We start from the raw sequence: 23,048 nt of genomic DNA, 5'->3' as shown, positions 1-23,048 counted from the left end.
AGACCTGTTTAATGGTCACTCATACTTTATTTCTCCTTATTTTGTATGTAATTTTACTAACACTTTTGCAATTACGCCTACGGGCTACACCCCCCATACATTGCAAAAGGATGAGGAGCCGCGCGCGGGAGTGGCTCGCAGAATCCATGTCCTCCGGGAAGAAGGACATCCCGCGTTGCGCTCCATGTCTGACTAACAACAAGACCAGGACAAAGATCATGAGCGATAACAACAAGTTTCCTCTGTTTCGTCGCCATCAGCTCGTCGCCGCGGTCGCGGCCGTGATGGTTTCAACCTCCGCTTCTGCTGTCGAATTCAACGGCTATTTCCGCTCCGGTATCGGTGACACGGTCGGTGGCGGTGACCAGGCCTGTTTCAAGGCTGCCGGCGCCGGCGCCAAGTACCGTCTGGGTAACGAGTGTGAGACCTACGCCGAAATCCAGTTGGGCGAGGAAGTCTACAAGGAAGGCGAAACCAGCTTTTACGTGGACTCGATGATCGCGTACGTCACCAACCAGGAGAAGGATGGCGAGTTCGGCGACAACGCCGATGTCGGCGTCCGCCAGTTCAACGTCCAGGGCAAGAACGTCATCAAGTCCCTGCCCGGCTCCACGCTGTGGATCGGCAAACGCTACTACCAGCGCCACGATGTACACATCAATGACTTCTACTACTGGGACGTTTCCGGTCCGGGCGCCGGCCTGGAAGACATCGACGTGGGCACCGGCAAACTGCATCTCGCCTGGACCCGCTCCACCAACGACACCACCGGTATCAACGTCAGCGCCGATGACGATGTGACCAACGACATCCTCGATATCCGCTGGACAGACCTGCCGGTCAATCCGGGCGGCACGCTTCAAGTGGGCTTTGATTACGGCCACGCCAACCTGACCGACGAGCAGGACGACGCCGACATCGCCGACGACCAGAGCGGCTACATGGTCACCGCCGAGCACAAGCAGTCCGATTTCCTCGGTGGTTACAACAAGCTCGCCCTGCAGTACGCCACCGATTCCATGATCAACGGCACCGGCAAGAGCAACAGCGTCTACAGCGGCAAGATGTTCCGGGTCATTGATCAGGGCGTGATTCCGGTCGGCACGGAAAACCTGCAGATGTTCTACGTGGGCATCTACCAGGACAACGACTTCGACAGCGACGACGGTGGCCAGTGGATCTCAGCCGGTGTCCGGCCCACCTATTACTGGACCGACCTGATGAGCACCGCGGTCGAACTGGGCTTCGACAAGGTCAAGCCGGACGCCGACGGCGAGGATGATTACGACCTGCAGAAGGTCACCCTGTCCCAGCAGTGGGAACCGGGCCGCAACTTCTTCGCCCGCCCCCAGCTGCGCCTGTTCGCAACCTACGCTCACTGGAGCGACAACTACAACGCCGCGACCATCGCCGATAACGACCAGAATGCAATCGACATCGACGACACCGACGGCCTGACCTTCGGTGCCCAGGCGGAAGTCTGGTGGTAAAACCTCGCTAACTCCATGCTGCGTCTCTTGGCGTGGGCAGCTTCGGCTGACCCACGCCTTTTTAATTCAACCGACCTCCGCGGCCTGCAGACCGCGAGAGTTCATACCTCCCTCAAATCGCAACCCCGGGCATGCCTGACCGGTCGGATGGCGGCCCAATCCGAAAGAGCCCAGTCAGTTGCGTTCGCTGAGCGCCAGGCGTAACCCCAGGCCAACAAACAGGGTCCCCAGCCCGCGGTCCAGCCAGACAGCCAGCCGCCGACTTTGCCGCACCCCCACTGCCAAGCGGGCGCCGGCCAGCACGATGACCGGTTCAATCAATGTCGCCACAGCAATCACCAGGAGACCGTGCAGGACCAACTGGGCACTGACGCTCCCGGCACCCGGCTCGACGAACTGGGGCAAAAAGGCAAGGAAGAAAATGGCCACTTTCGGGTTCAGGGCAGAGACCAGCACGCCCTGGCGGTATATCGACCAGCCGGAAACCCGGCGTTCACCAACCGCTCCAACCAACGCGCCGCCACCGGAACGGATCGCCTGGATGCCCAGCCAGATCAGGTACGCCGCACCGACCCATTTCACCACCGAAAATGCCAGCGCCGACGTAGCCAGGATGGCAGACAGCCCTACAGCGGCCATCACCACATGCAGGCAGGCACCGCTCCAGATCCCGAACATGGCCGCAAATCCGGCTCGCCGGCCACCGCGGGCGGTCTGACCGAGAATAAAGGCTATGTCAGGCCCAGGTGACAGGTTGAGCAGGACCGCTGCGGTAAAAAACGTGGACCAGTGCAACAGGGAATACTCGAACATGACAGGAACTCCGTGCCGGATTGCAATCGTTCAGCATAGCGTCGGACAGCCACCGGCCGCCAGCGGCTATTTCCGGAAATCCGTCGGCTGCTCCAGCTCCAGGACGGCGTCACCCAGTTCATCCACCTTTTTCTGGAACAGGGCCTGGGCGTCATAGAGCCCTCGATTGTAGAAGTAGGCACCCACTTCCTCGGCGAAGAAATCGATCAGGAACTCCGCATCGAACTGGCCAATGTCCTGGTCCAGTTCTTCCCTGAAATAGAGCTTTACCTTCTGCACCACCTGTTGCTTTTCTTCCGTGGTAAATCGGATCTTTTCCATGATCGACTCCGCGAGACATTACACCGGACGCCGGGCCAGCAGGGCCCAGATTCCGGCTGCTGACAATAACGATCCGCCCGTGCAGTTAAACCAGCGGCGCGAGCGGGACGAGGTCATCAGGCGTCGGGCGGACGAGGCAAACAGAGCGTAGAGCGCGGCATTGAGGGCACCCAGACCCACAAACGTCGCTGCCAGCAGCCAAAGCTGGCCGTGACCCTCCGGCCCGGGTGTGACGAACTGCGGCAGAAACGCCAGGAAAAAGACGATGCCCTTCGGGTTCAGTGCCGTGACCACATAGGTGTTGGCAAACAGCCGCCAGCGGGATTGAGCAGCCACGGTGTCCGGCAGGGTCAGCGGCGACACGCCCGCCCGGAACAGCCGAAAGCCGAGATACAACAAATACAGGCCGCCGGCCAACTTGATGACGGTAAACCAGAAGGCCGAGGTGGCCAGCAGGGCGCCGAGTCCGATAATGGACGCCGCAACCGCCGTCGTATCGCCCAGGGCGACGGCAGCCACCAGCGGCATCGTCGCCGAGCGGCCATGGCTCACCGCGTAGCTGATCACCGCGAGGATGGTCGGCCCCGGGATCACCAGAAGAATGGTGGACGCAACCACAAAGGCAAACCAGGTTTCCAGCGACACGGGCACCTCCAGGGGATCCGCTGCACGTCAGGGGAATACCGGAAACTTACCACCCTCAATCGCCCGGGCGTACCCCTTTCAGCGACTTTGAGCCTGAACCGATCAGGAAGCCGTGCCGGGCACGTAGGCCTGGATCAGGATGGAAATCCCCACCAGCAGCGGCAGAACGGTGTAGGCCAGGAAATGCAGGATGTAGCCGTTCCGCTTGCCCAGCTTCTGCTGCAGGATTTGCAGTTTGAGGAATTTCTCCGGCGCAAAATGGCGACCCACCAGCGAGACCAGTCCCACCGCAATTGCAAACAGTCCGAATAAGAGGCCTATGTCCACCGCTGATACTCCCGTTGAAACCTGTCTGGATATGGAGCGGAGAGCTTACTAGAAGACGGGGGTCGAAGGCAGGCCTGAATCCTGAATAACCGGCCCGGTAACGGGGATAATCCGCTGTTCCGTAACGGTAGGGCACCACCAGGGCCCCGATATTCCGCGCCACCAAGCCAGGATTGCCCTTTTTTACCGAGCTCCTGGCATTTCCTGCATCCAATTTCCTGCCACCACCGTCTGGCTATGTGTCGGTCACCCTAAACAGAGGAGAACCACCCATGAAATCCACCATGCTGATTGTCGCTATTTCCTTATTCATATTCGGTTGTGCAAACACCATGGCCGGTGGCCAGGACTCAGGCCCCACGATGACTCGCGACACGTCCGCCGGCGAGGTTTTGACAACCCCTTCGGGCATGACGCTCTATACCTATGACAAGGATCAACACAACACGTCCAATTGTACCGGCTCCTGCGCGCAAAACTGGCCGCCGTTCACCGCTCAAGCCGGTGACCAGGCCTCAGACGACTTCGGCACCATCAAGCGCAAGGACGGCAGCATGCAGTGGACCTACGAAGGCAAGCCGCTTTATACCTTCGTAGGCGACAAAGCCGCCGGTGACGTCAAGGGCAACGGTATAGGTGGCGTCTGGCACGTGGTGCCGGCGGAGGATGACTATCAGGAGGGCAGCTACGGCGGTAGTTACTAGATTGAACCGGCGGGCACCGTCCCGCCGCCTCTCCGGCTCCGCTATACTCTGGCGCAAGATACCAGGAAGCGACAATGTGGGAGAGGCTATGGGGCCGGACCGCGCCGCCATCGATCTCTGGCAGGCCGAAGTCGACACACTGATTACGAGGATTGCCCGGCACCGCGACGTCTCGGCACTGGAGGCGCTGTACCGGCTGACCAGTGCCCGTCTGATGGGACTGACCCTGAGGATGCTCAACAACCAGGCGGACTGCGCGGATCTGCTGCAGGAGCTTTACCTGAAAGTCTGGCAGCAGGCCCATCAGTTCGGCGGTCGCGGCTCGGCCTGGGGCTGGCTCTGTGTCATGGCTCGCAATGCCGCCCTGGATCAACTCAGGAGCCGTCAGCACCGTGGCCAGGAACTGACCCGGGATATCCAGCCACTGATGGAGACCCTGCCGGCACCCTGCAATGACGCCGCGGTTTCCCCTGGGCTGGAACGCTGCCTGCAGGCCCTGCGCGAGGAACAGCGCGAGCTGATCCTGCTGAGCTATATCCATGGCTACAGCCACCAGGAGCTGCAGGACCTGACGGCACGGCCCTTGGGCACCATCAAGTCGTGGGTACGGCGAGGACTACAGGAGTTGAAGCAATGCCTGGAGCGTTGAGGTACCGAGACCCGGAACTTTGCGATCAACTCGCCAGCCGTTATGTCACCGCCCGCATGACGCCGCTCAGCCGGCGGCGACTGGAACGATTGATGCGACAGGAGCCGGTGTTGGAGCAAGCCGTGGCGCGATGGGCGGATCGCATGGCCCCACTGCACGAAGCCCTGCCCGCCGAGACACCCCCGGCCGAACTCTGGCCGCGTATCAAGGCGGCCGTGCAAACAGCCGGCGACGACGGCATATCACCCCCAACGGCTTCACGTGGCCCCCTCTTCATGTGGCGCACGATCGCCGTCACGGCGGTCGCCGCCGCCCTGGCACTGGCCGTCGCACTCTGGGCCCACTTCCCCCAGCGGGCAGAGACCGTCACCGCAAGTTACCTGGCACCGTTAAGCCACAATGGCGTTGTCGAACTGGTGGTCAGCGGGTACCCCGGCTCCCCGGCCGGCAAGGCGCAACTGGTGGTGCAATGGTCCCGTCGCCACCTGCCGTCGGATGAAGGCCCACTCTACCTCTGGGCCGAGGACCAGCGCAGCCAGACGCTGGTCTACCTGGGCACATTCTCCGGCCAGAACCACCACTGGACCGTCAGTCGCACCCAGTGGCAGGCCGTTGCCCACAGCAGCCGCCTCCTGGTCAGTCCGGATCGGGACAAGGCCGACCCGGCAACCGCGGAGTACATCGGCCCCTGCCTGCAACTGGGCGACTGGCAGGAAAAAGGGTAGATCACCCCATCCGATCCTCCTACGCCGTCGACGTGCGGGGCCGGAAGCACCTTCCCATCAAGACACCGGATCCTTGCCTGCAAACCGGCGGGCACCCGTCGACTGCGGGGAGGCTGCCCTAAGCGGTCCACCCAGCATTCCAGGATCGGCGACGGTGTCGCGTCGATCCTGCATCCAAAACCACAGGCCCGACGTCTTCCCTAGTGAACGCATTCCTGGCCGGAATGCACCATTCACTGTTGATGGTAACTCACTGCCATGTGCCGTTGCGCCCGCCATCCCGACCTGTGCCCCGCCGCCTCCCGGCGCGGACCGTGTCCATGGACACTGGCTGTCCTGGCGCTAGCGACGCTGATACTGACCGCCTGTGCCCAGTTCCCCCGGCGTCCGGCGCCACTGCCGGAGGCGCTGGACGAGTGCATGTCGTTGTTCGTACAGGCAGACCAGGTTATCGATCAGGCGGATGCCCGCGATCATGGCCCCGCGCGGATTTACGGATTCCCCTACCTGCGGGTCAATCGCTTCCTGGCGTCGTTCCGGGAAACGGCGGCCAGCGCCGCCCAGCAGCGGGACTGGATCGAACGGATGGCGTCACTCGATGCCGAAGCCCGTGCCCTGGAACTGCAAAACGCCGGACAGCCGGTTGCAGGCCTAACGGGCCGGCCGCTGCACAATCGACTCGACGACTGCCGCTCCCGCCTGGTCAATCACCTGCTAGGGGATCCCGTTCGGGTTGACAGGCTCCGCCAGGCTGCGGTGGTCCCTGACGACTATGTCACCAGTTGGCGGGTCTTGGGGCTCTACCCGATCGCATCAGCCTTCGTATCGGATCGGATCCGCAGGGGCCACCAGGAGATGGAAGACATCTTCGCGACACCACTTGACCAACTGCCCGTGGCCGGCCGGCTGATACGCTGGCGCGAGACGCCGCCTGCCCCTATACCGGGACCGGTACGACAGCACGACCCGGCATTCCGGTACGACGCCCTGGGCATCCCGCAATTGTCGGCGCAGACCGTACAACAGCTTTTCCGACGCCACGCACCGACCTGGGAGATCGATGTCGTCGACGACAACGACCTGATTGGCACACCGGTCTGGCAATACAGTGCGGCGATCGATACCGAGCACCCCACCGAGTACCGACGCCTGTCCTATACCCGCTTCGGCAGCCGGGTGCTGCTGCAGTTGAACTACGTCATCTGGTTCAAGGCCCGGCCCGGCCAGGATATCTACGCCGGGCGTATTGATGGACTGACCTGGCGTGTGACCCTGGGGCCTGACGGCCAGCCCTGGCTTTACGACAGCATCCACAACTGTGGCTGCTATCACACCTTCTTCCCCGTCGCCCCATTACGGCTGCGCCCGGACCTGTCAGAGGAAAGCGGCGAGCCGCCGCTGGTCCCGCAACAGGCGCCGTCCGGGCCGCTGGTGGTCCGGCTGGATCACGGGCGCCACTTCATCAATCGGGTCTACTCCGATGCCGGGCACCGGACATACCGTCCGCTGGCCGTTGCCGCATACGACCGACTCCGTTCCCTGCCCACCGCAAACGGTCACCACAGCTTCTTTGGCCCGTATGGGCTGGTTCCCGGCAGCGAGCGCCCGGAACGTTTCATCCTTTGGCCGATGGGGGTGCGCTCCGCCGGCGCGATGCGGCAGTGGGGCCATCACGCCGTGGCCTTTATCGGTCGCCGCCATTTCGACGACCCCCGATTGGTCCAGTCCCTGTTCGAACGGGAGAGTCCGTAATGTCATACCACCTACCGCTGCTGACGAGTGCGCTGCTAGGCCTGTCCCTGCTTGCCTTTCCGGCTGTCGGCGGGGGAGAGCGCGTCGACATTGGCCGTTTCTCAGCCGGCGACCTGACCGGTTGGGAAACGGGGGTCTATGACGGCCGGACCCGCTATGAGTTGCGGCCGGTCGATGACCGGATGGTCCTGTATGCCGATAGCCGCGGTACGGCTTCGGGCCTCTACTACCAGACCCATGTAAACCTGGATAGAACGCCGTACCTGAACTGGTCCTGGAAGGTCGACAATATCCTCGACAATCCCGACGAGCGAGAGCGGTCCGGCGACGACTACCCGGCACGCCTGTTCGTCGTGTTCTCCGACGGGCTCTCGTTCTGGAACGCACAGGTGATCGACTATGTCTGGTCCAGCAGCCAGGCTTCGGGCAGTGAGTGGCCCAATGCCTATGCCGCCAACGTGCGGATGATCGCCGTTCATGCCGGGTCGGCCGACGTTGGCCGTTGGGTGAGCGAGAAGCGGAATGTACTGGCTGATTACCGCCACCTGTTTGGCGCCCGGCCGGGGGCCGTCGATGTCGTCGCCCTGATGACGGACACCGACAACACGCAGCTCAGCGCCCAGGCCTGGTATGGCGACATCTGGTTCTCCGAAGACTGAGAGCCTTCCTGGCCGCCGCTACCGCACCGTCGCTGAACGACGCTACGAGCGCGGTCGGCCCCAGGTCCGCAGACACGGACGCCGGGGCCTGCCTATTCCGCCCGGCCGATAGGCGCCAGGATGGTCAGGCATCCACCAATTGTTCAAATCCGCCAAAGATCATCCGTTTGCCGTCGAACGGCATCTTGCTCATGTCCATGTTCATGCGCGGGTCTTCCATGGCTTGCTTCAAGCCGGTGTCCCGAACCGCCTTCGAAGGCCACAGGATCCAGGAAAACACCACCACCTCGTCCGCCTTGCACTGGACGGCCATGGGGAAGGAGGTCAGCTTCCCTTCCGGCACATCGTCGCCCCAGCATTCCACCAGCTGCAGCGCACCGTGGTCGCGAAAGATCGCCGCGGCCTCCCGGGCCATTTTGAGGTACGCCTCTTTGTTCGTTTTGGGAACCGGCACCACAAATCCGTCAACGTAAGCCATGTCGCCTCTCCTTTGATTGTTGGGTGACAGGTATTGGTCGAACAGGTAGCCGGTATCTCGACTCTCGGTGCAAAAAAATCTACGGCAACAGGGGTGCCGGCTTCGGGAGCTAATACCCGGCGGTGGACTGCAGGCCCCACAGGTGGGCGGCCACCAACGCGCGCCAGGGCGAGAAGGGTTCCAGCCAGGCCCGGGTCTCGGCCTCGGTGGGTTTTTCCGGGGTTTCCAGCAGTGCCTGCAGGTTTCGGCGCACCGCGACATCGCCGTGGAGGGAGCCGTCCATCCAGCCGAACCCCCGCATCAGGGCATAGCTGACCGTCCAGGGGCCGATGCCCTTCACTGCATTCAGTTGTTCGCCAATGGCCTCGGCGGATGTATCCGCCAGCGGATCTTCCAGCGCCAGCCGACCGGCGACCACCTCCTCGCTGACCGCCCTGAGCGTGGCCGCCTTGGTCCGGGACAGCCCGGCCCCCTGCAAGGCGGCGGCCCCGGTCTGTGCCACCCGCCGGGCATCCGGCACGCACCACAGGCCGCTGGAATGCGCCGCACCGGCGGCGAGGATAAAACGTCGCCGGACGGAAACCGCCGCGCTGACGCTGATCTGCTGGCCGGTCACGGCCCAGGTCAGCGCCTCGAACGGCGTGGCCGTCTGCGGCACCCGCAAGCCCCGGTTGCGGGCAATCACCGGCCCCAGCTGCGGGTGGTCGGCCAGCGCCACCTCGAAGGCTTCCACCGGCTGGGTCAGGCCCAGCATGCGGCGCACCATCTGTTCCAGCCGGGCGCTGCTGCCCTGCGGCATGGGGCCATCCACGGCCAGTTCGACCGCCGCGCTAGCCGATGCGAACACCAGGGTCAGACACGCCGGCACACCATCCCAGAACAGCCCCTTGCGAATGCGCTGTTCCGTAACCTGCTCAGCCAGCTGTTCGCTGTCGCGGCGATGAAAGGCCAGCACATCGTTGGCGCGGAACCCAGCCGGCAGTGGGATCGTGGTCCGGATCGGGGACGGGTCACTCAAATTCACTCTCCTGCGGCAGCCTTTGCTTCGTGTTCCAACAAGCGACGCTTGCGCTCCACGCCCCACCGATAGCCGGACAGCCCACCGTCATTGCGGACCACACGGTGGCAAGGAATGGCACAGGCCAGACGGTTGGCGGCACAGGCGCCGGCCACGGCCCGCACCGAGCGGGGGGAGCCGATCCGCTCGGCCACCTGGGTATAGCTCAGCGTCTGGCCCGGCGGGATCTGGCGCAGCACCTCCCAGACCCGGCGCTGGAAAGCGGTTCCGCGGATATCCAGCGGCAGATCCAGCCCCAGCTCCGGCGCTTCGACAAAGCCGACCACCTGGCTGACTACCGTTTCGAAGTCCCGATCACCCGGCGCCAGATCGGCGGCCGGGAAGCGGTCCTGCAGGTCACGCACCAAGGCATCGGGGTCGTCCCCCAGCAGGATGGCACAGATGCCCGCTTCGCTCTGGGCCACCAGAACGGCCCCCAGGGAACAGCTGCCGACAGCAAACCGGATCCGGGTGCCGGCACCCCCGGTCCGATATCGGCCGGGCGTCATGCCCAGTACGGTGTTGGATTCGCTGTAGAAGCGACCGCTGGACCCATAGCCCGCGGTATAGATTGCATCGGTGACCGACTCGCCCCCGGCCAGCGCGGAACGGACTCTCTCGGCCCGGCGCTCGGCGGCATAGTCCTTCGGCGAGATACCGGTGACGGCCTTGAACGTGCGCTGGAGATGAGCCGGGCTCCAGCCGACCGCGTGCCCCAGCGTCTCCAGGTCCGGCGGGCTGTCCGCCGCCTCGATCAGCCGGCAGATGGCCGCCACCTTTTCATCACGCTCGCGGGCTGGCGAGTGAGCATGCGGCCGACAGCGGCGGCAGGGCCGGAACCCCGCCCGCTCGGCGTCGGCCGGGCTGGCGTGGAACGCAATGTTCTCGGGCTTGGCGAGCCGCGATGGACAATTGGGCCGGCAGTAGACGCCGGTGGTCCGGACGGAATAGACAAACGCACCGTCCGCCGCCGGATCACGCGTCTGCAGCAGGGGCCAGCGCGGGTCGTCGGTAATCGCTGCGGCTGGGGTTCGTGTGGGCATCTCGCAACTCCTCTGATCCGTTCATCCTACGCCAAGACTATCGGGACTGCCCATTGTGCGCACTCCGTTTCCTGCGCCCGAATCGGGGACGCCCGCCGCCCGCGCAGACGCGCCGGACGGGACATCGGGATTACAGTCATGTGAGGAGAAAAACCCACTGGAACCGGGGCCTGAATCGTCATCGGCAACACCTGACTGCGTCGCCTGAGGCGTCACATTAAAGCCTGGTAACCCGTGTTCCTCGGCAGCTATCGCATCTGCCTCTAAACTATAGGTTGGTTGACCCATAAACTGCAGACGCCGGTCGCCGGCGTCCAGACAGCGTATTAAAGGAGTAAGGCTGATGCACACAATAAGGCAGTACAACCGCCCCATCGCCACCCTGATGTCCGTCGTGATGCTGTTGTTCACCCTGGCCGCGGCTCCAGCCTCCGCCAGCGTCGTCGGCACCGGCGAACTACTGACCCAGCAGCGGGCCGACATCGATCGCGAAGACCTGACCCGCATGCTGGCCCGTGACGACGTCAAACAGGCGCTGTCCGATATGGGCGTGAGCGAGCAGGAAGTCCGGGACCGGATCCAGAGCCTGACGCCCTCCGAACTGGCCTCCTTCAAGCAGCAACTGGCCGATGCCCCCACCGGTGAAGGCGTGGTCGGCATTATCGTGCTGTTCCTGGTGATCTTCATCATCACCGACATGCTCTGCGCGACCGATATCTTCCCGTTCATCAACTGCATTCGCTAACGCCATGCCGTCAGCGGACGTTTCCAGGGCGGCTCCGGCCGGGGCCGCCCTGGCCTTCCTGTTGATCGCCCTGCTCAGCGGTTGCGCCACCACCGCGTATTGGCCGGACACCGCTCAGATCGATCAGGCACCGGTTCACCAGTTGGATAACGTGCCCTTCTATCCCCAGGAAAAATACCAGTGCGGCCCCGCGTCCCTGGCCATGATGCTCAATACCCAGGGTGCCGGCGTGACGCCGGATGACCTGGTGGGGCAGGTCTACCTGCCGGAACGCCACGGATCGTTGCAGGTGGAAATGGTCGCGGCCGCCCGCCAGCACGGCATGCTGGTGTATCCATTGCAACCGAGGCTGGCCGACATCCTGCAAGAAATCGACGCCGGCCACCCGGTGCTGGTCCTGCAAAACCTGCGGTTTGGCTGGTGGCCCCAGTGGCACTTCGCGGTGGTTATCGGTTACGACACCCAAGCCGACGAGATGATCCTCCACAGCGGCACGGAGAAGGCCTACCACGAGCCGCTGACGGCCTTCATGGCAACCTGGGACCGGGCGGATAACTGGGCCCGGGTGATGCTGCCGCCCCGGGAATTGCCCGCTACAGCCCAGCCGCTGGACTATCTGGTCAGCGCCAACGACCTGGAAACCACCGGCCAGCTCGACGCCGCCCGGCAAGCTTACCGGACAGCCCTGGCCACCTGGTCGGACCAGCCCGCGGCCCTGCTGGGTCTGGGCAATATCGCCTACCGGCAGGAAAACTGGGACGAGGCGGCCAGCCAGTACCGGCGGCTGACCACGGAGTTTCCCCGCATCAGCGCCGGCTGGAACAACCTTGGCGAGGCCCTGGCGAAGAAGGGTTGTGGCGAGGCCGCATCCCGCGCCCATGACTGCGCCCGCCGATTGAAGCCCGAGCGCTATGACGAAGGCGCGGATGCGGCTGTCGAAGGCACCTCACCGGCCGACTGTCCCGTGGTGGATTGCCCCATCCAGTGAGCGGCCGACCGGATCCGGTGTCATGAGCCGGTGGCGTTGGGGTTGAGCAGCCGGACCAACTGGTTGCCGACCGACTCCACCGGCTTGAGGATGGCCTGCTGGATGCTGTTGGTCACCACCCGGTTATAGGCCGCGCCGGCATCGGTTTCCAGGAAGTCCAGGTACTGCTCGATCTCGTCGGTGCTGAAGCTTTCGTAGGTGTAGAGGTAGGCGGCGTAAACCTGCTGTTCCACGGCCCCGCGCAGCATGAAACGCTGATCCTCGATCTGCTGTTTCATCTGCTCCAGGGTCGGGCCCTGCTTGCCACTGACCGCGGACATCGCCGAAGCCAGGCCCAACTGGACGGCCACGGCGGTATCCACCGTACTTTCCGTGGCGCGGGAGACCCGGTCAAACCGGGAGAACAGGTCGGCCCGCTCGGTGTCCTTGTACTTGGCCACCAGGGACGAGCTCTGCGCTTCGATGGTTTTCCAGGCGGCCGGCCGGGATGCATCGACTTCAGCCTGGGCGATGCGGCGGCCCAAAGGCGTCCGGTACCAGTCCCGGACCGCTTCCAGTTGGTGGTCACTGAGCTTGTCGGCCAAGTCAGTCACCACCTGCTGGCGAATGGCGGCGCTGCCGAAGGCCCGGCTGACGATGCCGCCCACCATGTCCGCCACCATGGGATCCACCTGGCCGGTCTGTTTCAGGCCTTCGCGGATCCCCTCGCTCATCATGGCCGGGTACTGGTCGATGATCTCGTCCAGCGGCGACTCGCTGACCACGGACTCGGATAGGGGACTGGCGTCGGCCAGACTGCTGGCCAGCACCAGCGCCATCAGTGCCAGGCGCCGCAGCGGCGCGAATACATCGGGAGAAGGAATGGATCGCATTACAGAGGTGCTCCTGTTTTCGGTCTGCCCGTTATGCCATGGCACCCGGAAAGCAGCAAGGAATCTGCCGTACGATTGGATGACGGTTTGGTGAGAAAGTGGACAGGCGGCCCGGCCGGACAGGTCCGACCGGCCGCCAGATCGATCACACTCAGCGGCCGACGACCTTCTCGGCCTCTTCCATCGGGGTGTGACGCACGTCTTCGCCCTTGGCCATGAAAATCACGTGCTCGGCGATGTTGCAGGCGTGATCGCCGACCCGTTCCAGCGCCCGCAGCACCCACATGACCGACATGCAGCGTGTGATGTTACGCGGGTCTTCCATCATGAAGGTGACCAGTGTGCGCGTGGCGGCCTGGTACTCCTCGTCCACCCGCTTGTCTTCCTTCATGATGCGCAGGGCCTGCTCGGAATCCAGCCGGGCGAAGGCGTCCAGGCTGTCGCGCAGCATCTGGCTGACGTGGTTGCCGATGTGGCGGGTTTCCACGTAGCCCCGCGGAGCCTTGCCCTCCTCGGACAGGCTGAGGGCAAACTTGGCGATTTTCTTGGCCTCGTCCCCGATACGCTCCAGGTCCGCCACCATCTTGATCACCGACAGCACCAGGCGCAAATCCCGAGCGGCCGGCTGTCGCCGGGCGATGATGCGGGTCGCCTCCTCGTCGATCTCCAGTTCCAGCCGGTCCACCTGCTTGTCGCGACCGCGGATCTCATCGGCCCGGTGGCCGTCACCGTCGATCAGCGCGTCGATGGCATCCACCACCTGCTGTTCGACCATGCCGCCCATACGCAGGAAATCCTCCTTCAGCCCGGCCAGGTCCTCGTTGAACTGATGGGAAATGTGATCGCCGTATACGTCTTCGTCTTTCTTCATCGTCAAGCTCCACTCGCAAACCGGGTCAGCCGAAGCGGCCGGTAATGTAGGATTCGGTCAATGGGTGCTGGGGCGTGGTAAACACCTTGTTGGTTTCGTTCACTTCCACCAGGTGCCCCAGGTGGAAGTAGGCGGTTCGATCGGACACACGGGCCGCCTGCTGCATCGAGTGCGTGACGATGATGATCGTATAGCTCTCGGACAGTTCAGCAATCAGCTCCTCGATACGCGCGGTGGCAATCGGGTCCAGCGCCGAACAGGGTTCGTCCATCAACACCACTTCCGGGCTGACCGCAATGGCACGAGCAATACACAGGCGCTGCTGCTGACCACCGGACAGTCCCGTCCCCGGGGTGTCCAGACGATCCTTCACCTCGTTCCACAGGCCGGCGCCGCGCAGGCTGCGCTCGACGATGTCGTCCAGGTCCGATTTGCGGTTGGCCAGGCCATGGATCCGCGGTCCGTAGGCGACGTTGTCGTAGATCGACTTGGGGAACGGGTTGGGCTTCTGGAACACCATGCCCACCCGGGCCCGCAGCTCCACCACGTCCCGCTTGGGGTCGTAGATGTCATGGCCATCCAGTTGCAGCTGCCCCTTGACGCGGCAGATATCGATGCTGTCGTTCATGCGATTGAGGCAGCGCAGGAACGTGGACTTGCCGCAACCGGAGGGGCCGATAAAGGCGATCACCTCATTCCTGGCGATATCCAGGCTGATGCGTTTGATAGCGCGGGTCTCGCCGTAGAAGACCTCCACATCGCGCAGGCTGAACTTGGGGGCATCGGCGAAGGGCCTGCCGACGGTGCGACCCTCCAGGTCGGCGTCATTGATGCCGTTTCCCGCAGGGGGCTCGGGTGCTTTCTCGACCTTCGCGTCCTGGTCGATCACCGGGTTCATCGTATTCATACTCAAATCTCCTGTTACCACCGGCGCTCGAGGCGACGGCGCAGCCAGATGGCCAGGGCATTCATAGCAATCAGGAAGGTCAGCAGGACCATGATGGCAGCGGATGCCCGTTCAATAAAGGCAAGCTCCGGGCTGCCCGCCCAGAGGAAAATCTGTACCGGGAGCACCGTTGCCGAGTCGACGAAGCCGGATGGCACATCCACGATAAAGGCCACCATGCCGATCAGCAGCAGTGGCGCGGTTTCTCCCAGCGCCTGGGCCATACCGATAATGGAGCCCGTCAACATACCCGGCAGCGCCAGTGGCAGCACGTGGTGCAACACGACCTGCATCCTGGAGGCGCCAATGCCCTCGGCCGCTTCGCGGATCGACGGCGGCACGCTCTTGATGGCGGCGCGGCTGGAAATGATGATGGTCGGCAACGTCATCAGCGTCAGCACCAGACCGCCCACCAGTGGCACCGAGCGCGGCAGGCCAAACAGGTTGATGAACACCGCCAGACCCAACAGGCCGAAGATGATCGACGGCACCGCCGCCAGGTTGTTGATGTTCACCTCGATGAAGTCGGTCAGCCTGTTCTGCGGTGCGAACTCTTCCAGGTAGATCGCCGCGGCCACACCGATGGGGAACGACAGCAGCAGCGTGACGACCATGGTCAGCAGGGAACCGACGATGGCGCCCAGCACCCCCGCATGGCCCGGGTCCCGGCTGTCGCCGTTCTCGAAGAACACGTCGTTGAAACTGTTCTGGATGATGCCCCGTTCCTGCAACCGGTCCACCCAGCGCTGCTGTTTTTCGGACAGCTGGATCGAGTAGTTGGGATCGTCCGCGTGCTTGACGTAGACACTGACGTCATCGCTGACCAGGAACGACATCGTCTGGGTGGTCCCGAGCAGCGACAGGTCCGCCTCGAGCGTATCGCGCACCTTGTTGGCCGCGTAGCTGCTCAAGAGGTGCCCCAGATCGCGATTGTCGCCCTTGCCGGTCTCCGGCAACACGTTGTGCAGGGCGGTCAGCAGCGGCGCCTTGAAGTCGGCCATGTTGAAGGCGTCCTTGTCGGTGGCATCCTCCAGGTACATGGTCTGCGGGTCCAGCGGCACCTCGAGGGTGATCGTGGTCTTGATGAAGCCGGTGTAGCCCTTGCCGATAATGTCCGCAAACAGGGTCACCAGGGCGGCCAGCGCAATCGCGATCGCCAGGATGCCGTACAGGCGGAAGCGGCGTTCCTTGCGATAGCGGCGCTTGAGGGACTGGCGGACGAGCTCCGCCTGCTGCTGATTATTCATACTGTTCCCGGTACTTGCGGACGACATGAAGGGCGAGGACGTTCAGCGCCAGGGTCACGATGAACAGCATCATGCCCAGGGCGAAGGCGGACAGCGTCTTGGCGCTGTCGAATTCCTGGTCCCCGGTGAGCAGGGTGACAATCTGCACGGTGACGGTGGTGACGGCTTCCAGCGGGTTGATCGTGAGGTTGGCGGCCAGGCCGGCGGCCATAACCACGATCATGGTCTCGCCGATCGCCCGGGACACCGCCAGCAGGATGCCACCCATGATGCCCGGCAGGGCCGCCGGGAAAATCACCTTGGTCATGGTTTCCGCCTGGGTGGCGCCCAGCGCCAGGGAGCCATCGCGCATGGTCTGCGGGACGGCATTGATCACATCGTCGGACAGCGAGGACACGAACGGGATGATCATGATGCCCATGACCAGGCCGGCGGCCAGCGCGCTCTCGGTGGAGGCGTCGATGCCCAGCCAACTGGCCGCGTCCGCGATGAACGGCGCCACGGTCAGTGCCGCGAAGAAGCCATAGACCACTGTCGGCACACCGGCGAGCAGTTCCAGCAGCGGCTTGACGATGCCGCGCATGCGCCTGGACGCGTATTCGGACAGGTAAATGGCGGACATCAGCCCCACCGGCACCGCCACCAGCATGGCGATCCCGGAGATCAGCAGGGTCCCGACGAACAGCGGAATCATGCCGAAGGCGCCGGACGAGCCCACCTGGTCCGCCCGGATGGCCGTCTGCGGGCTCCAGCTGGTGCCAAAGAAGAACTCCACGAACGAGACCTTGTTGAAGAAGTGGATGGTCTCGAAGATGACGGAGAAGATGATACCGACCGTCGTCAGGATCGCTAGGCCCGCGCACATGAAGAAGATCTTACGCAGGGTCGACTCGACTTTCTCCCGGGCGTTGATGTGCGGTGCAATCCGCAGCCAGGCGACGAACGCACCCAGCACGGCCACGCAGATCACCAGGAGCGTCATCATCATCTTGCTCTCGGCGCGCAGGGCCATCAGCCGCTCGGCGGCACCGGCAATCGGCTCGGGCACGAACTTCGGCGACAGCGCGCCGGACGCCACATTACTGATCTGCGACAGGACCAGGCTGGCCCGGCCCGGCGAATCCGGCTGGAGGTCCGCCGGCAGTGACCCGATCACCATGGTCTGGATCACCTTGTCCTCGAAGCCCAGCCACAGGGCGAAGATGATCAGCGCCGGCAAACCACACCAGAGCGAGGCTCGCGCGGCGTAGTAAAACGGTAGCGACTTGAGGTGTCGGATACCGCCCAGCGGGGTGGCGATGGCCCTGGACCGGGCATAGCCCAGCGCAAATGCGATCGCGATCAACACCACCACCAGCGGAAACAGGTTACCCGGTTGCATGTTGTCTCTCTTTCGGTGAATTCAAAGAAATCGCTGCAATGGCCCGCCAGAGTCAGACCGTTGCAGGGACTCCCTTTTCGAGGCCGTTTCAGGGGCCCCTAGTCTAGCCTGCCGCTTCGACTGAGTCACAAAGACATCTTTTGATGCGGCTTTCAATACGCGAAAAGTGCGGGGCCTGCTGGCCCCGCACTTTTGGGTATCGCTGTTCCGAACCGGCTTACTTCAGTTCGTCACCGGTCATCGGCGTCATGGCGTTGGCGTTCTTCGCCTGCTTGACGCGGGCCTCACGCGGCAGCGGGATCAGACCCACATCCGCCAGGTAGCCGTTCGGGCCCCAGGTGCCTTCGTTGGTGAACTCGGCCACATACTCGGGGATGCCCGGAATCACACCCACGTGGGCCTTCTTGACGTAGAACCACAGTGAGCGGGCCAGCGGATACGCATCGCTGGAGATGGCGTCCTGGGTCGGCTGCTCACCGTTGATGGTGGCCGCCTGCAGGGTGCCGGAATTCTCTTCCAGGAAGCTGTAGCCGAAGATGCCGTAGGCGCTGGTGTCGCTGGCCAGCTTCTGGACGATCAGGTTGTCATTCTCGCCGGCCTCGATGAAGGCGCCGTCTTCACGGATGCTCTTGCAGACCTGGTCCTTCTTGTCGCCATCGAGCTTTTCGATCATCGGGATGTCTTCACAGCCACCTTCCATGGCCAGCTCGACGAACGCGTCACGGGTACCGGAAGTCGGCGGCGGGCCCATCACACGGATCGGCTTGTTGGGCAGGCTGGAATCGACATCGCTCCAGTTCTTGTACGGGTTGGCAACCAGCTTGTCGCCGCCGTTGGGATCCGGAACTTCCTTGGCCAGGGCCAAGTACAGTTCTTTCAGGTCCACGTCCAGGTTTTCGGCTTTCTTGGAGCTGGCAATCACGATGCCGTCGCTGCCGATCTTCACTTCAACGATGTCCTTGACGCCGTTGCTCTGGCAGCGCTCGAACTCGCTCGGCTTCATGCGGCGGGAGGCGTTGGTAATGTCAGGATGCTCGGTACCGACACCGGCGCAGAACAGTTTCAGACCACCGCCGGAACCGGTGGATTCCAGCTTCGGGGTCGGGAAATCGGTGTTACGGCCAAAACGCTCGGCCACAACCGTCGCGAACGGGTAAACGGTGGACGAACCGACGATGTTGATGGTGTCACGGGCCAGGGTCGGTGTGGAAACGGCGGCCAGGGCGCCGGCGACCGCAATGCCTGCGACAGATGTCTTCAGATTCTTCACGTTGAGCCTCCATACATGCGATTTTTTCGCGGGTTCTGCTGGTCGTTATGAATGTATGCGTCGACTAGGCCCGCTTTACAAACCGGCAGTCGTGAGCCGATGAGTGTGAAGACTAAGGCGTCTTTGTGACACTTATATTACAGCAAGAGTAGTCGCTAATTTTTTTCTGCCCATGCTGTCAACACGCGGTTATGACGCAAGACATGGCAGTTGATTCATAACAATAGCGACATCGGCTTGTCATAAACCGATGCTTGTCCGTTCGGCGGGAAGAGATTCGAGCAATGGCCAACCCAATACCGAGACCCCAATTAGCCATTGGTCGGTGCAACGATCATTTTTGTTGCAGATGCCTCTGATGCCACTAACATGAGGGCTAGAGTCCCGCATGCGAATGCGGCGCCGACCCAAACAACAAATTAATATAAAAACCATGAATCAAAGTGGCTTTCTCCTTCGCCTGACCGGCTACCTGGATGGTTTTACCGAACGCACCGGGCGTACCCTGGCCTGGCTCAATATCGGCATGGTGGTACTGACCTTCGCGGTCGTCGTGATGCGTTACCTGTTCAACCACTCCTCGATCTTTATGCAGGAAAGCGTCATGTACCTGCATTCGATCGTGTTCCTGCTGGCCAGCGCCTACACCCTGAAATACAACGAGCACGTGCGGGTGGACATCCTCTACACGCGTCTGTCTGGCAAGGGCAAGGCCCTGGTGGATCTGCTGGGCACCCTGTTCCTGCTGATGCCGGTGACGATCTTCATCTTCTTTGCCAGCCTGGGCTATGTGGAAAGTTCCTGGGCCATCCGGGAACACTCTCCGGAGACCAGCGGCATTCCCCTGGTCTACCTGCTCAAGACACTGATACCGCTCATGTGTGTGCTGATGGTGATCCAGGGTGTCGCCGAAGTGCTGCGCAACATCGCCGTCCTGGCCGGCGCCATTCCCAAGGAGGCCGGCCCGGCCGCGGAGGATACGCTGTGAGTGCTGTTGTCGAGTTCCTCCCGCTGATCATGTTCGGGGTGGTCTGTATTGTCCTGATGGCCGGTTTCCCGGTGGCCTTTTCGCTGGCCGGTACTGCCCTGGCCTTCGCTTTCGGCGGCATGCTGTTCGGTGTGTTCGACACCAGCTTCCTGGGCGCCACGCCCAACCGCCTGTACGGATTGATGACCAACGAAACCCTGATCGCAGTGCCGTTGTTCATCTTTATGGGCTGCATGCTGCAGCAGTCGAAAATTGCCGAGAACCTGCTGGAAAGCATGGCCGACCTGTTCAAGGGCGTCCGTGGCGGGCTCGGCGTGTCCGTCGCGATCGTCGGCATGCTGCTGGCGGCCAGTACCGGCATCGTGGGCGCGACGGTGGTCACCATGGGCCTGATCTCCCTGCCCACCATGATCAAGCGGGGCTACAGCCCGTCGCTGGCCACTGGCACCATCTGCGCCACCGGCACCCTGGGCCAGATCATTCCACCCTCGATTGCGCTGGTGCTGCTGGGGGATGTCATGTCCAGCGCCTACCAGCGGGCCCAGCGGATGCAGGGGATTTTCAGCCCGGACACCGTCTCGGTGGGCGACCTGTTCGTCGGCGCCCTGATTCCCGGACTGCTGCTGGTGGTCCTGTACATCCTCTATATCGTTGCCGTGGCATTCATCAAACCCTCCGCCGCGCCGTCCGATAACCGGACCGAGGAAGAGAAGAGCGCACGGGACCTCAACCTGTGGCGCGACCTGACGCCCCCCATGATCCTGATCGTGGCGGTACTGGGCTCCATCCTGGCGGGCGTCGCGACACCGACCGAAGCCGCCGGTGTGGGGGCCCTCGGCGCCACCATCCTGGCTGCCATCCGCCGGCAGCTTGGTATCAACGTCCTGCGCGACGTCTGCCAGCAGACCACCCGCGTGACCTGTATGGTGTTCCTGATCCTGGTGGGCGCCGCCATCTTCTCGCTGGTGTTCCGCGGCTACGGCGGCGACGAGCTGATCCACGGCATCTTCAACGACATGCCCGGCGGCGTGGTCGGCGCGATGATTGTGGTGATGGTCGTGATTTTCCTGCTGGGCTTCATCCTCGACTTCATCGAGATCACCTTCGTGGTGGTGCCCATCGTGGCGCCGGTGCTGTTGAAGATGGGCCTGGACCCGGTCTGGCTGGGCATCATGATCGCCCTGAACCTGCAGACGTCCTTCCTGACCCCGCCGTTTGGTTTCTCTCTGTTCTACCTGCGGGGCGTGGCACCGCCGGAAATTAAAACCTCGCAGATCTATCGTGGCGTGATCCCTTTCATTATCATTCAGCTGATCATGCTCATTTTGCTGGCCATCTGGCCGGTACTGGCCACTGGTCTGCCCGATGCGCTCTACGGATAGGCCATCGGGCCACGGCTCCGCACATTTCATCATCAATAAGAATTTGACTGGCGAAACGAATCCATGAATCTGACGGACGACGACAAACCCTCCCCCCGGGGCCAGCTTGCCCTGCAGGTCGTACCCCTGCCCTCGGACACCAACGCCAATGGCGACGTCTTTGCCGGCTGGCTGGTCAAGCAGATGGACATGGCCGCCGCCACGACGGCTGGCCGCATTTCCCGCGGGCGTAACGCCACGGTGGCGATCGAGCGCATGGAGTTCCTGTCTCCCCTGCGGGTGGGCTCGCAGGTGGCCTGCTATACCGACCTGGTGGACATCGGTCGCAGCTCCATGAAGATCAACGTGGAAGTCTGGACCCTGGACCGGGACAAGGACCGCATGCGCAAGGTCACCGAATCCCTGTTCGTGTTCGTGGCTATCGACGAACACGGCCGCATCCGGGAAGTGCCGCAGCAGGACTGACGCCCCGGTGGCAAGCCCCGAGACCCTGGCGCGGCGGCGATTTACCGGAGCCCGTAACGAGAGGGCCTGAGCTCAGTCATGCACGAGAAGGAAGACTTCGGGACCGGAGCCAATCATTACGTCAGCGCCCTGTTCCACGCCACAAGACAGCAGGGTCTGGACCCCGTTCCCCTGCTTGCCGCGGCCGGTCTGCCGCTGTCCGTGATCGACCAGCCGGAGCAACGGATTCCCACCGAAAAACTGGCCAACTTCCAGAAATACGTCTGGGACCAGATGCAGGACGAGGCCATGGGCCTGGCGGGCTGCTCGCTACCGGCCGGCACCTATTACATGATGGGCCAGCTCACGGTGCACCAGCCAACGTTGGGCAAAGCCCTGGCACTGGGCTGCCGCTTCTATAACCTCGTCACCCGGCGGGAGCTGATGTCCCTGACGGACGACGGGCACCACACCCTGCTGTCGATCAACCTGCCGCGCCCCGACCTGGACTTCAAGCACCTGTTCGCCGAAATCGCGCTGCTCTCCTGGCATCGCTATGCCTCCTGGCTGATTGCCGACAGCCTGCCGTTGGTCGAGACCCGCTTTAACTATCCGGCCCCGGCCCACGTCAGCGAATACAGCTACCTTTACCCCGGCGTGCATCAGTTCGACTGTGGCGACCTGAGCCTGGTGTTCTCGCACGTCTACCTCAACCGGCCGGTCAAGCAGAACGAAGGCTCCCTGAAGTCCTTCATGAACAACTGCCCGCGGGAACTGTTCCGCCGTTACAAGACCGACTACAGCATCACCACGGAACTCAAGCGGATCCTGACCAAGGATCTGGCCGACGGCGGCCTGACGATCGACCAAGCCGCCGCCGCCCTGCATATGACCACCCGAACGCTGACACGGCGGCTCTCGGAAGAGGGCGCCTCCTTCCAGCAGATCAAGAATGTGGTGCGCCGGGACCTGGCGATCCGGTGGCTGGTCGGCCCGGACGACATTGCCATCCATGATGTTGCTGAACGAGTCGGCTTTTCCGATCCGGCGGTGTTCACCCGGGCATTTCGCAGCTGGACCGGCGATTCGCCGCGCCGCTACCGGGACAAGTTCCGCCAGGGACGCTGACGTAGCGGTATGTTAGCCGGTCCTGGAGGCCGGCAACGCACGACCAACACTCTTTGCACCTTTATAAAGATGGCGGGAAATGCAAATTTTTTCGTCCATTTCTGCCATTCTGTCCCACCGCCT

General features: G+C 63.0%; 25 protein-coding genes. 12 read left to right on the top strand and 13 right to left on the bottom strand.

What is annotated here, in order from left to right:
- Positions 1 to 218: 218 nt before the first annotated feature.
- On the top strand, positions 219 to 1,490 hold the full coding sequence (locus tag EZI54_RS02535) for a maltoporin (RefSeq protein ID WP_131478721.1): 1,272 nt from the start codon (positions 219 to 221) through the stop codon (positions 1,488 to 1,490).
- A gap of 174 nt (positions 1,491 to 1,664) precedes the next feature.
- Here the strand turns inward: EZI54_RS02535 and EZI54_RS02530 are convergent, their stop codons facing one another.
- The 4 genes from EZI54_RS02530 to EZI54_RS02515 all read right to left on the bottom strand — a co-directional run bounded on the left by EZI54_RS02530 (position 1,665) and on the right by EZI54_RS02515 (position 3,596).
- Complete coding sequence (locus EZI54_RS02530; RefSeq protein WP_131478719.1) at positions 1,665 to 2,303, bottom strand: LysE family translocator; 639 nt, start codon at positions 2,301 to 2,303, stop codon at positions 1,665 to 1,667.
- 66 nt (positions 2,304 to 2,369) lie between these two features.
- A complete protein-coding gene (locus EZI54_RS02525) occupies positions 2,370 to 2,624 on the bottom strand; it encodes a DUF2164 domain-containing protein (protein ID WP_123634689.1) in 255 nt (84 codons plus the stop codon).
- Between the two features lie 18 nt (positions 2,625 to 2,642).
- On the bottom strand, positions 2,643 to 3,269 hold the full coding sequence (locus EZI54_RS02520; protein ID WP_131478717.1) for a LysE family translocator: 627 nt from the start codon (positions 3,267 to 3,269) through the stop codon (positions 2,643 to 2,645).
- A 102-nt stretch (positions 3,270 to 3,371) separates the two neighbouring features.
- A complete protein-coding gene (locus tag EZI54_RS02515; RefSeq protein WP_123634687.1) occupies positions 3,372 to 3,596 on the bottom strand; it encodes a hypothetical protein in 225 nt (74 codons plus the stop codon).
- 272 nt (positions 3,597 to 3,868) lie between these two features.
- Between EZI54_RS02515 and EZI54_RS02510 the strand changes: the two genes are divergently transcribed.
- The 5 genes from EZI54_RS02510 (at position 3,869) to EZI54_RS02490 (ending at position 8,085) form a co-directional block, all read left to right on the top strand.
- Positions 3,869 to 4,300, top strand: coding sequence for a COG4315 family predicted lipoprotein (locus EZI54_RS02510; RefSeq protein WP_131478715.1), 432 nt, complete (start codon positions 3,869 to 3,871; stop codon positions 4,298 to 4,300).
- Between the two features lie 88 nt (positions 4,301 to 4,388).
- Positions 4,389 to 4,949: an RNA polymerase sigma factor gene (locus EZI54_RS02505; protein ID WP_131478713.1), complete on the top strand. Its 561-nt coding sequence runs from the start codon at positions 4,389 to 4,391 to the stop codon at positions 4,947 to 4,949.
- On the top strand, positions 4,934 to 5,674 hold the full coding sequence (locus EZI54_RS02500) for a hypothetical protein (protein ID WP_131478711.1): 741 nt from the start codon (positions 4,934 to 4,936) through the stop codon (positions 5,672 to 5,674). The genes EZI54_RS02505 and EZI54_RS02500 overlap by 16 nt, the downstream gene beginning before the upstream one ends.
- A 258-nt stretch (positions 5,675 to 5,932) precedes the next feature.
- The gene (locus EZI54_RS02495; RefSeq protein WP_165495654.1) at positions 5,933 to 7,426 is read left to right on the top strand and encodes a hypothetical protein; all 1,494 of its coding nucleotides are present in this window, start codon (positions 5,933 to 5,935) and stop codon (positions 7,424 to 7,426) included.
- Positions 7,426 to 8,085, top strand: a complete 660-nt coding sequence (locus tag EZI54_RS02490; RefSeq protein WP_131478707.1) for a DUF3047 domain-containing protein — start codon at positions 7,426 to 7,428, stop codon at positions 8,083 to 8,085. Before EZI54_RS02495 ends, EZI54_RS02490 begins: the two co-directional genes overlap by 1 nt.
- Before the next feature lie 124 nt (positions 8,086 to 8,209).
- Here EZI54_RS02490 and EZI54_RS02485 read toward each other — a convergent pair whose 3' ends face one another.
- From EZI54_RS02485 to ada, 3 genes are all read right to left on the bottom strand, one after another.
- Positions 8,210 to 8,563, bottom strand: coding sequence for a DUF1428 domain-containing protein (locus tag EZI54_RS02485; protein ID WP_131478705.1), 354 nt, complete (start codon positions 8,561 to 8,563; stop codon positions 8,210 to 8,212).
- Positions 8,564 to 8,672: 109 nt separating this feature from the next.
- A complete protein-coding gene (locus tag EZI54_RS02480; RefSeq protein WP_423226979.1) occupies positions 8,673 to 9,581 on the bottom strand; it encodes a DNA-3-methyladenine glycosylase family protein in 909 nt (302 codons plus the stop codon).
- Positions 9,582 to 9,583: 2 nt separating this feature from the next.
- Complete coding sequence (gene ada / locus EZI54_RS02475; protein ID WP_131478702.1) at positions 9,584 to 10,663, bottom strand: bifunctional DNA-binding transcriptional regulator/O6-methylguanine-DNA methyltransferase Ada; 1,080 nt, start codon at positions 10,661 to 10,663, stop codon at positions 9,584 to 9,586.
- Positions 10,664 to 11,006: 343 nt separating this feature from the next.
- On the opposite strand from ada, the gene EZI54_RS02470 reads away from it, so the two are divergent.
- Positions 11,007 to 11,408, top strand: coding sequence for a PA2779 family protein (locus EZI54_RS02470; protein ID WP_131478700.1), 402 nt, complete (start codon positions 11,007 to 11,009; stop codon positions 11,406 to 11,408).
- A gap of 4 nt (positions 11,409 to 11,412) precedes the next feature.
- A complete protein-coding gene (locus tag EZI54_RS02465; RefSeq protein WP_131478698.1) occupies positions 11,413 to 12,396 on the top strand; it encodes a PA2778 family cysteine peptidase in 984 nt (327 codons plus the stop codon).
- Positions 12,397 to 12,416: 20 nt separating this feature from the next.
- On the opposite strand, the gene EZI54_RS02460 is transcribed toward EZI54_RS02465, so the two are convergent.
- From EZI54_RS02460 to EZI54_RS02435, 6 genes are all read right to left on the bottom strand, one after another.
- The gene (locus EZI54_RS02460; RefSeq protein WP_131478696.1) at positions 12,417 to 13,268 is read right to left on the bottom strand and encodes a DUF2059 domain-containing protein; all 852 of its coding nucleotides are present in this window, start codon (positions 13,266 to 13,268) and stop codon (positions 12,417 to 12,419) included.
- Positions 13,269 to 13,419: 151 nt separating this feature from the next.
- Entirely contained in the window at positions 13,420 to 14,139 is a 720-nt protein-coding gene (phoU, locus tag EZI54_RS02455; protein ID WP_207389124.1) for a phosphate signaling complex protein PhoU, read from the bottom strand.
- 25 nt (positions 14,140 to 14,164) lie between these two features.
- A complete protein-coding gene (gene pstB, locus EZI54_RS02450; RefSeq protein ID WP_423226981.1) occupies positions 14,165 to 15,037 on the bottom strand; it encodes a phosphate ABC transporter ATP-binding protein PstB in 873 nt (290 codons plus the stop codon).
- A gap of 23 nt (positions 15,038 to 15,060) precedes the next feature.
- Positions 15,061 to 16,332, bottom strand: a complete 1,272-nt coding sequence (pstA, locus tag EZI54_RS02445) for a phosphate ABC transporter permease PstA (RefSeq protein ID WP_131478689.1) — start codon at positions 16,330 to 16,332, stop codon at positions 15,061 to 15,063.
- The gene (gene pstC, locus EZI54_RS02440) at positions 16,325 to 17,713 is read right to left on the bottom strand and encodes a phosphate ABC transporter permease subunit PstC (protein ID WP_131478687.1); all 1,389 of its coding nucleotides are present in this window, start codon (positions 17,711 to 17,713) and stop codon (positions 16,325 to 16,327) included. The genes pstA and pstC overlap by 8 nt, the downstream gene beginning before the upstream one ends.
- 217 nt (positions 17,714 to 17,930) lie before the next feature.
- Positions 17,931 to 18,983, bottom strand: a complete 1,053-nt coding sequence (locus EZI54_RS02435) for a substrate-binding domain-containing protein (protein ID WP_207389123.1) — start codon at positions 18,981 to 18,983, stop codon at positions 17,931 to 17,933.
- A 433-nt stretch (positions 18,984 to 19,416) separates the two neighbouring features.
- Between EZI54_RS02435 and EZI54_RS02430 the strand changes: the two genes are divergently transcribed.
- The 4 genes from EZI54_RS02430 (at position 19,417) to EZI54_RS02415 (ending at position 22,925) form a co-directional block, all read left to right on the top strand.
- Complete coding sequence (locus EZI54_RS02430; RefSeq protein WP_131478685.1) at positions 19,417 to 19,971, top strand: TRAP transporter small permease subunit; 555 nt, start codon at positions 19,417 to 19,419, stop codon at positions 19,969 to 19,971.
- 29 nt (positions 19,972 to 20,000) lie between these two features.
- Positions 20,001 to 21,353: a TRAP transporter large permease gene (locus EZI54_RS02425; RefSeq protein WP_131478982.1), complete on the top strand. Its 1,353-nt coding sequence runs from the start codon at positions 20,001 to 20,003 to the stop codon at positions 21,351 to 21,353.
- Positions 21,354 to 21,416: 63 nt separating this feature from the next.
- Positions 21,417 to 21,818, top strand: a complete 402-nt coding sequence (locus EZI54_RS02420; RefSeq protein ID WP_131478683.1) for an acyl-CoA thioesterase — start codon at positions 21,417 to 21,419, stop codon at positions 21,816 to 21,818.
- Between the two features lie 78 nt (positions 21,819 to 21,896).
- Entirely contained in the window at positions 21,897 to 22,925 is a 1,029-nt protein-coding gene (locus EZI54_RS02415) for an AraC family transcriptional regulator (RefSeq protein ID WP_131478681.1), read from the top strand.
- Positions 22,926 to 23,048 lie beyond the last annotated feature (123 nt).

This window comes from Marinobacter halodurans, from assembly GCF_004327985.1.
GTDB classification, from domain to species: domain Bacteria; phylum Pseudomonadota; class Gammaproteobacteria; order Pseudomonadales; family Oleiphilaceae; genus Marinobacter_A; species Marinobacter_A halodurans.
The sequence above is the reverse complement of the archived record's forward strand: the minus strand, read 5'-3'. Positions and strand labels throughout refer to the sequence as shown.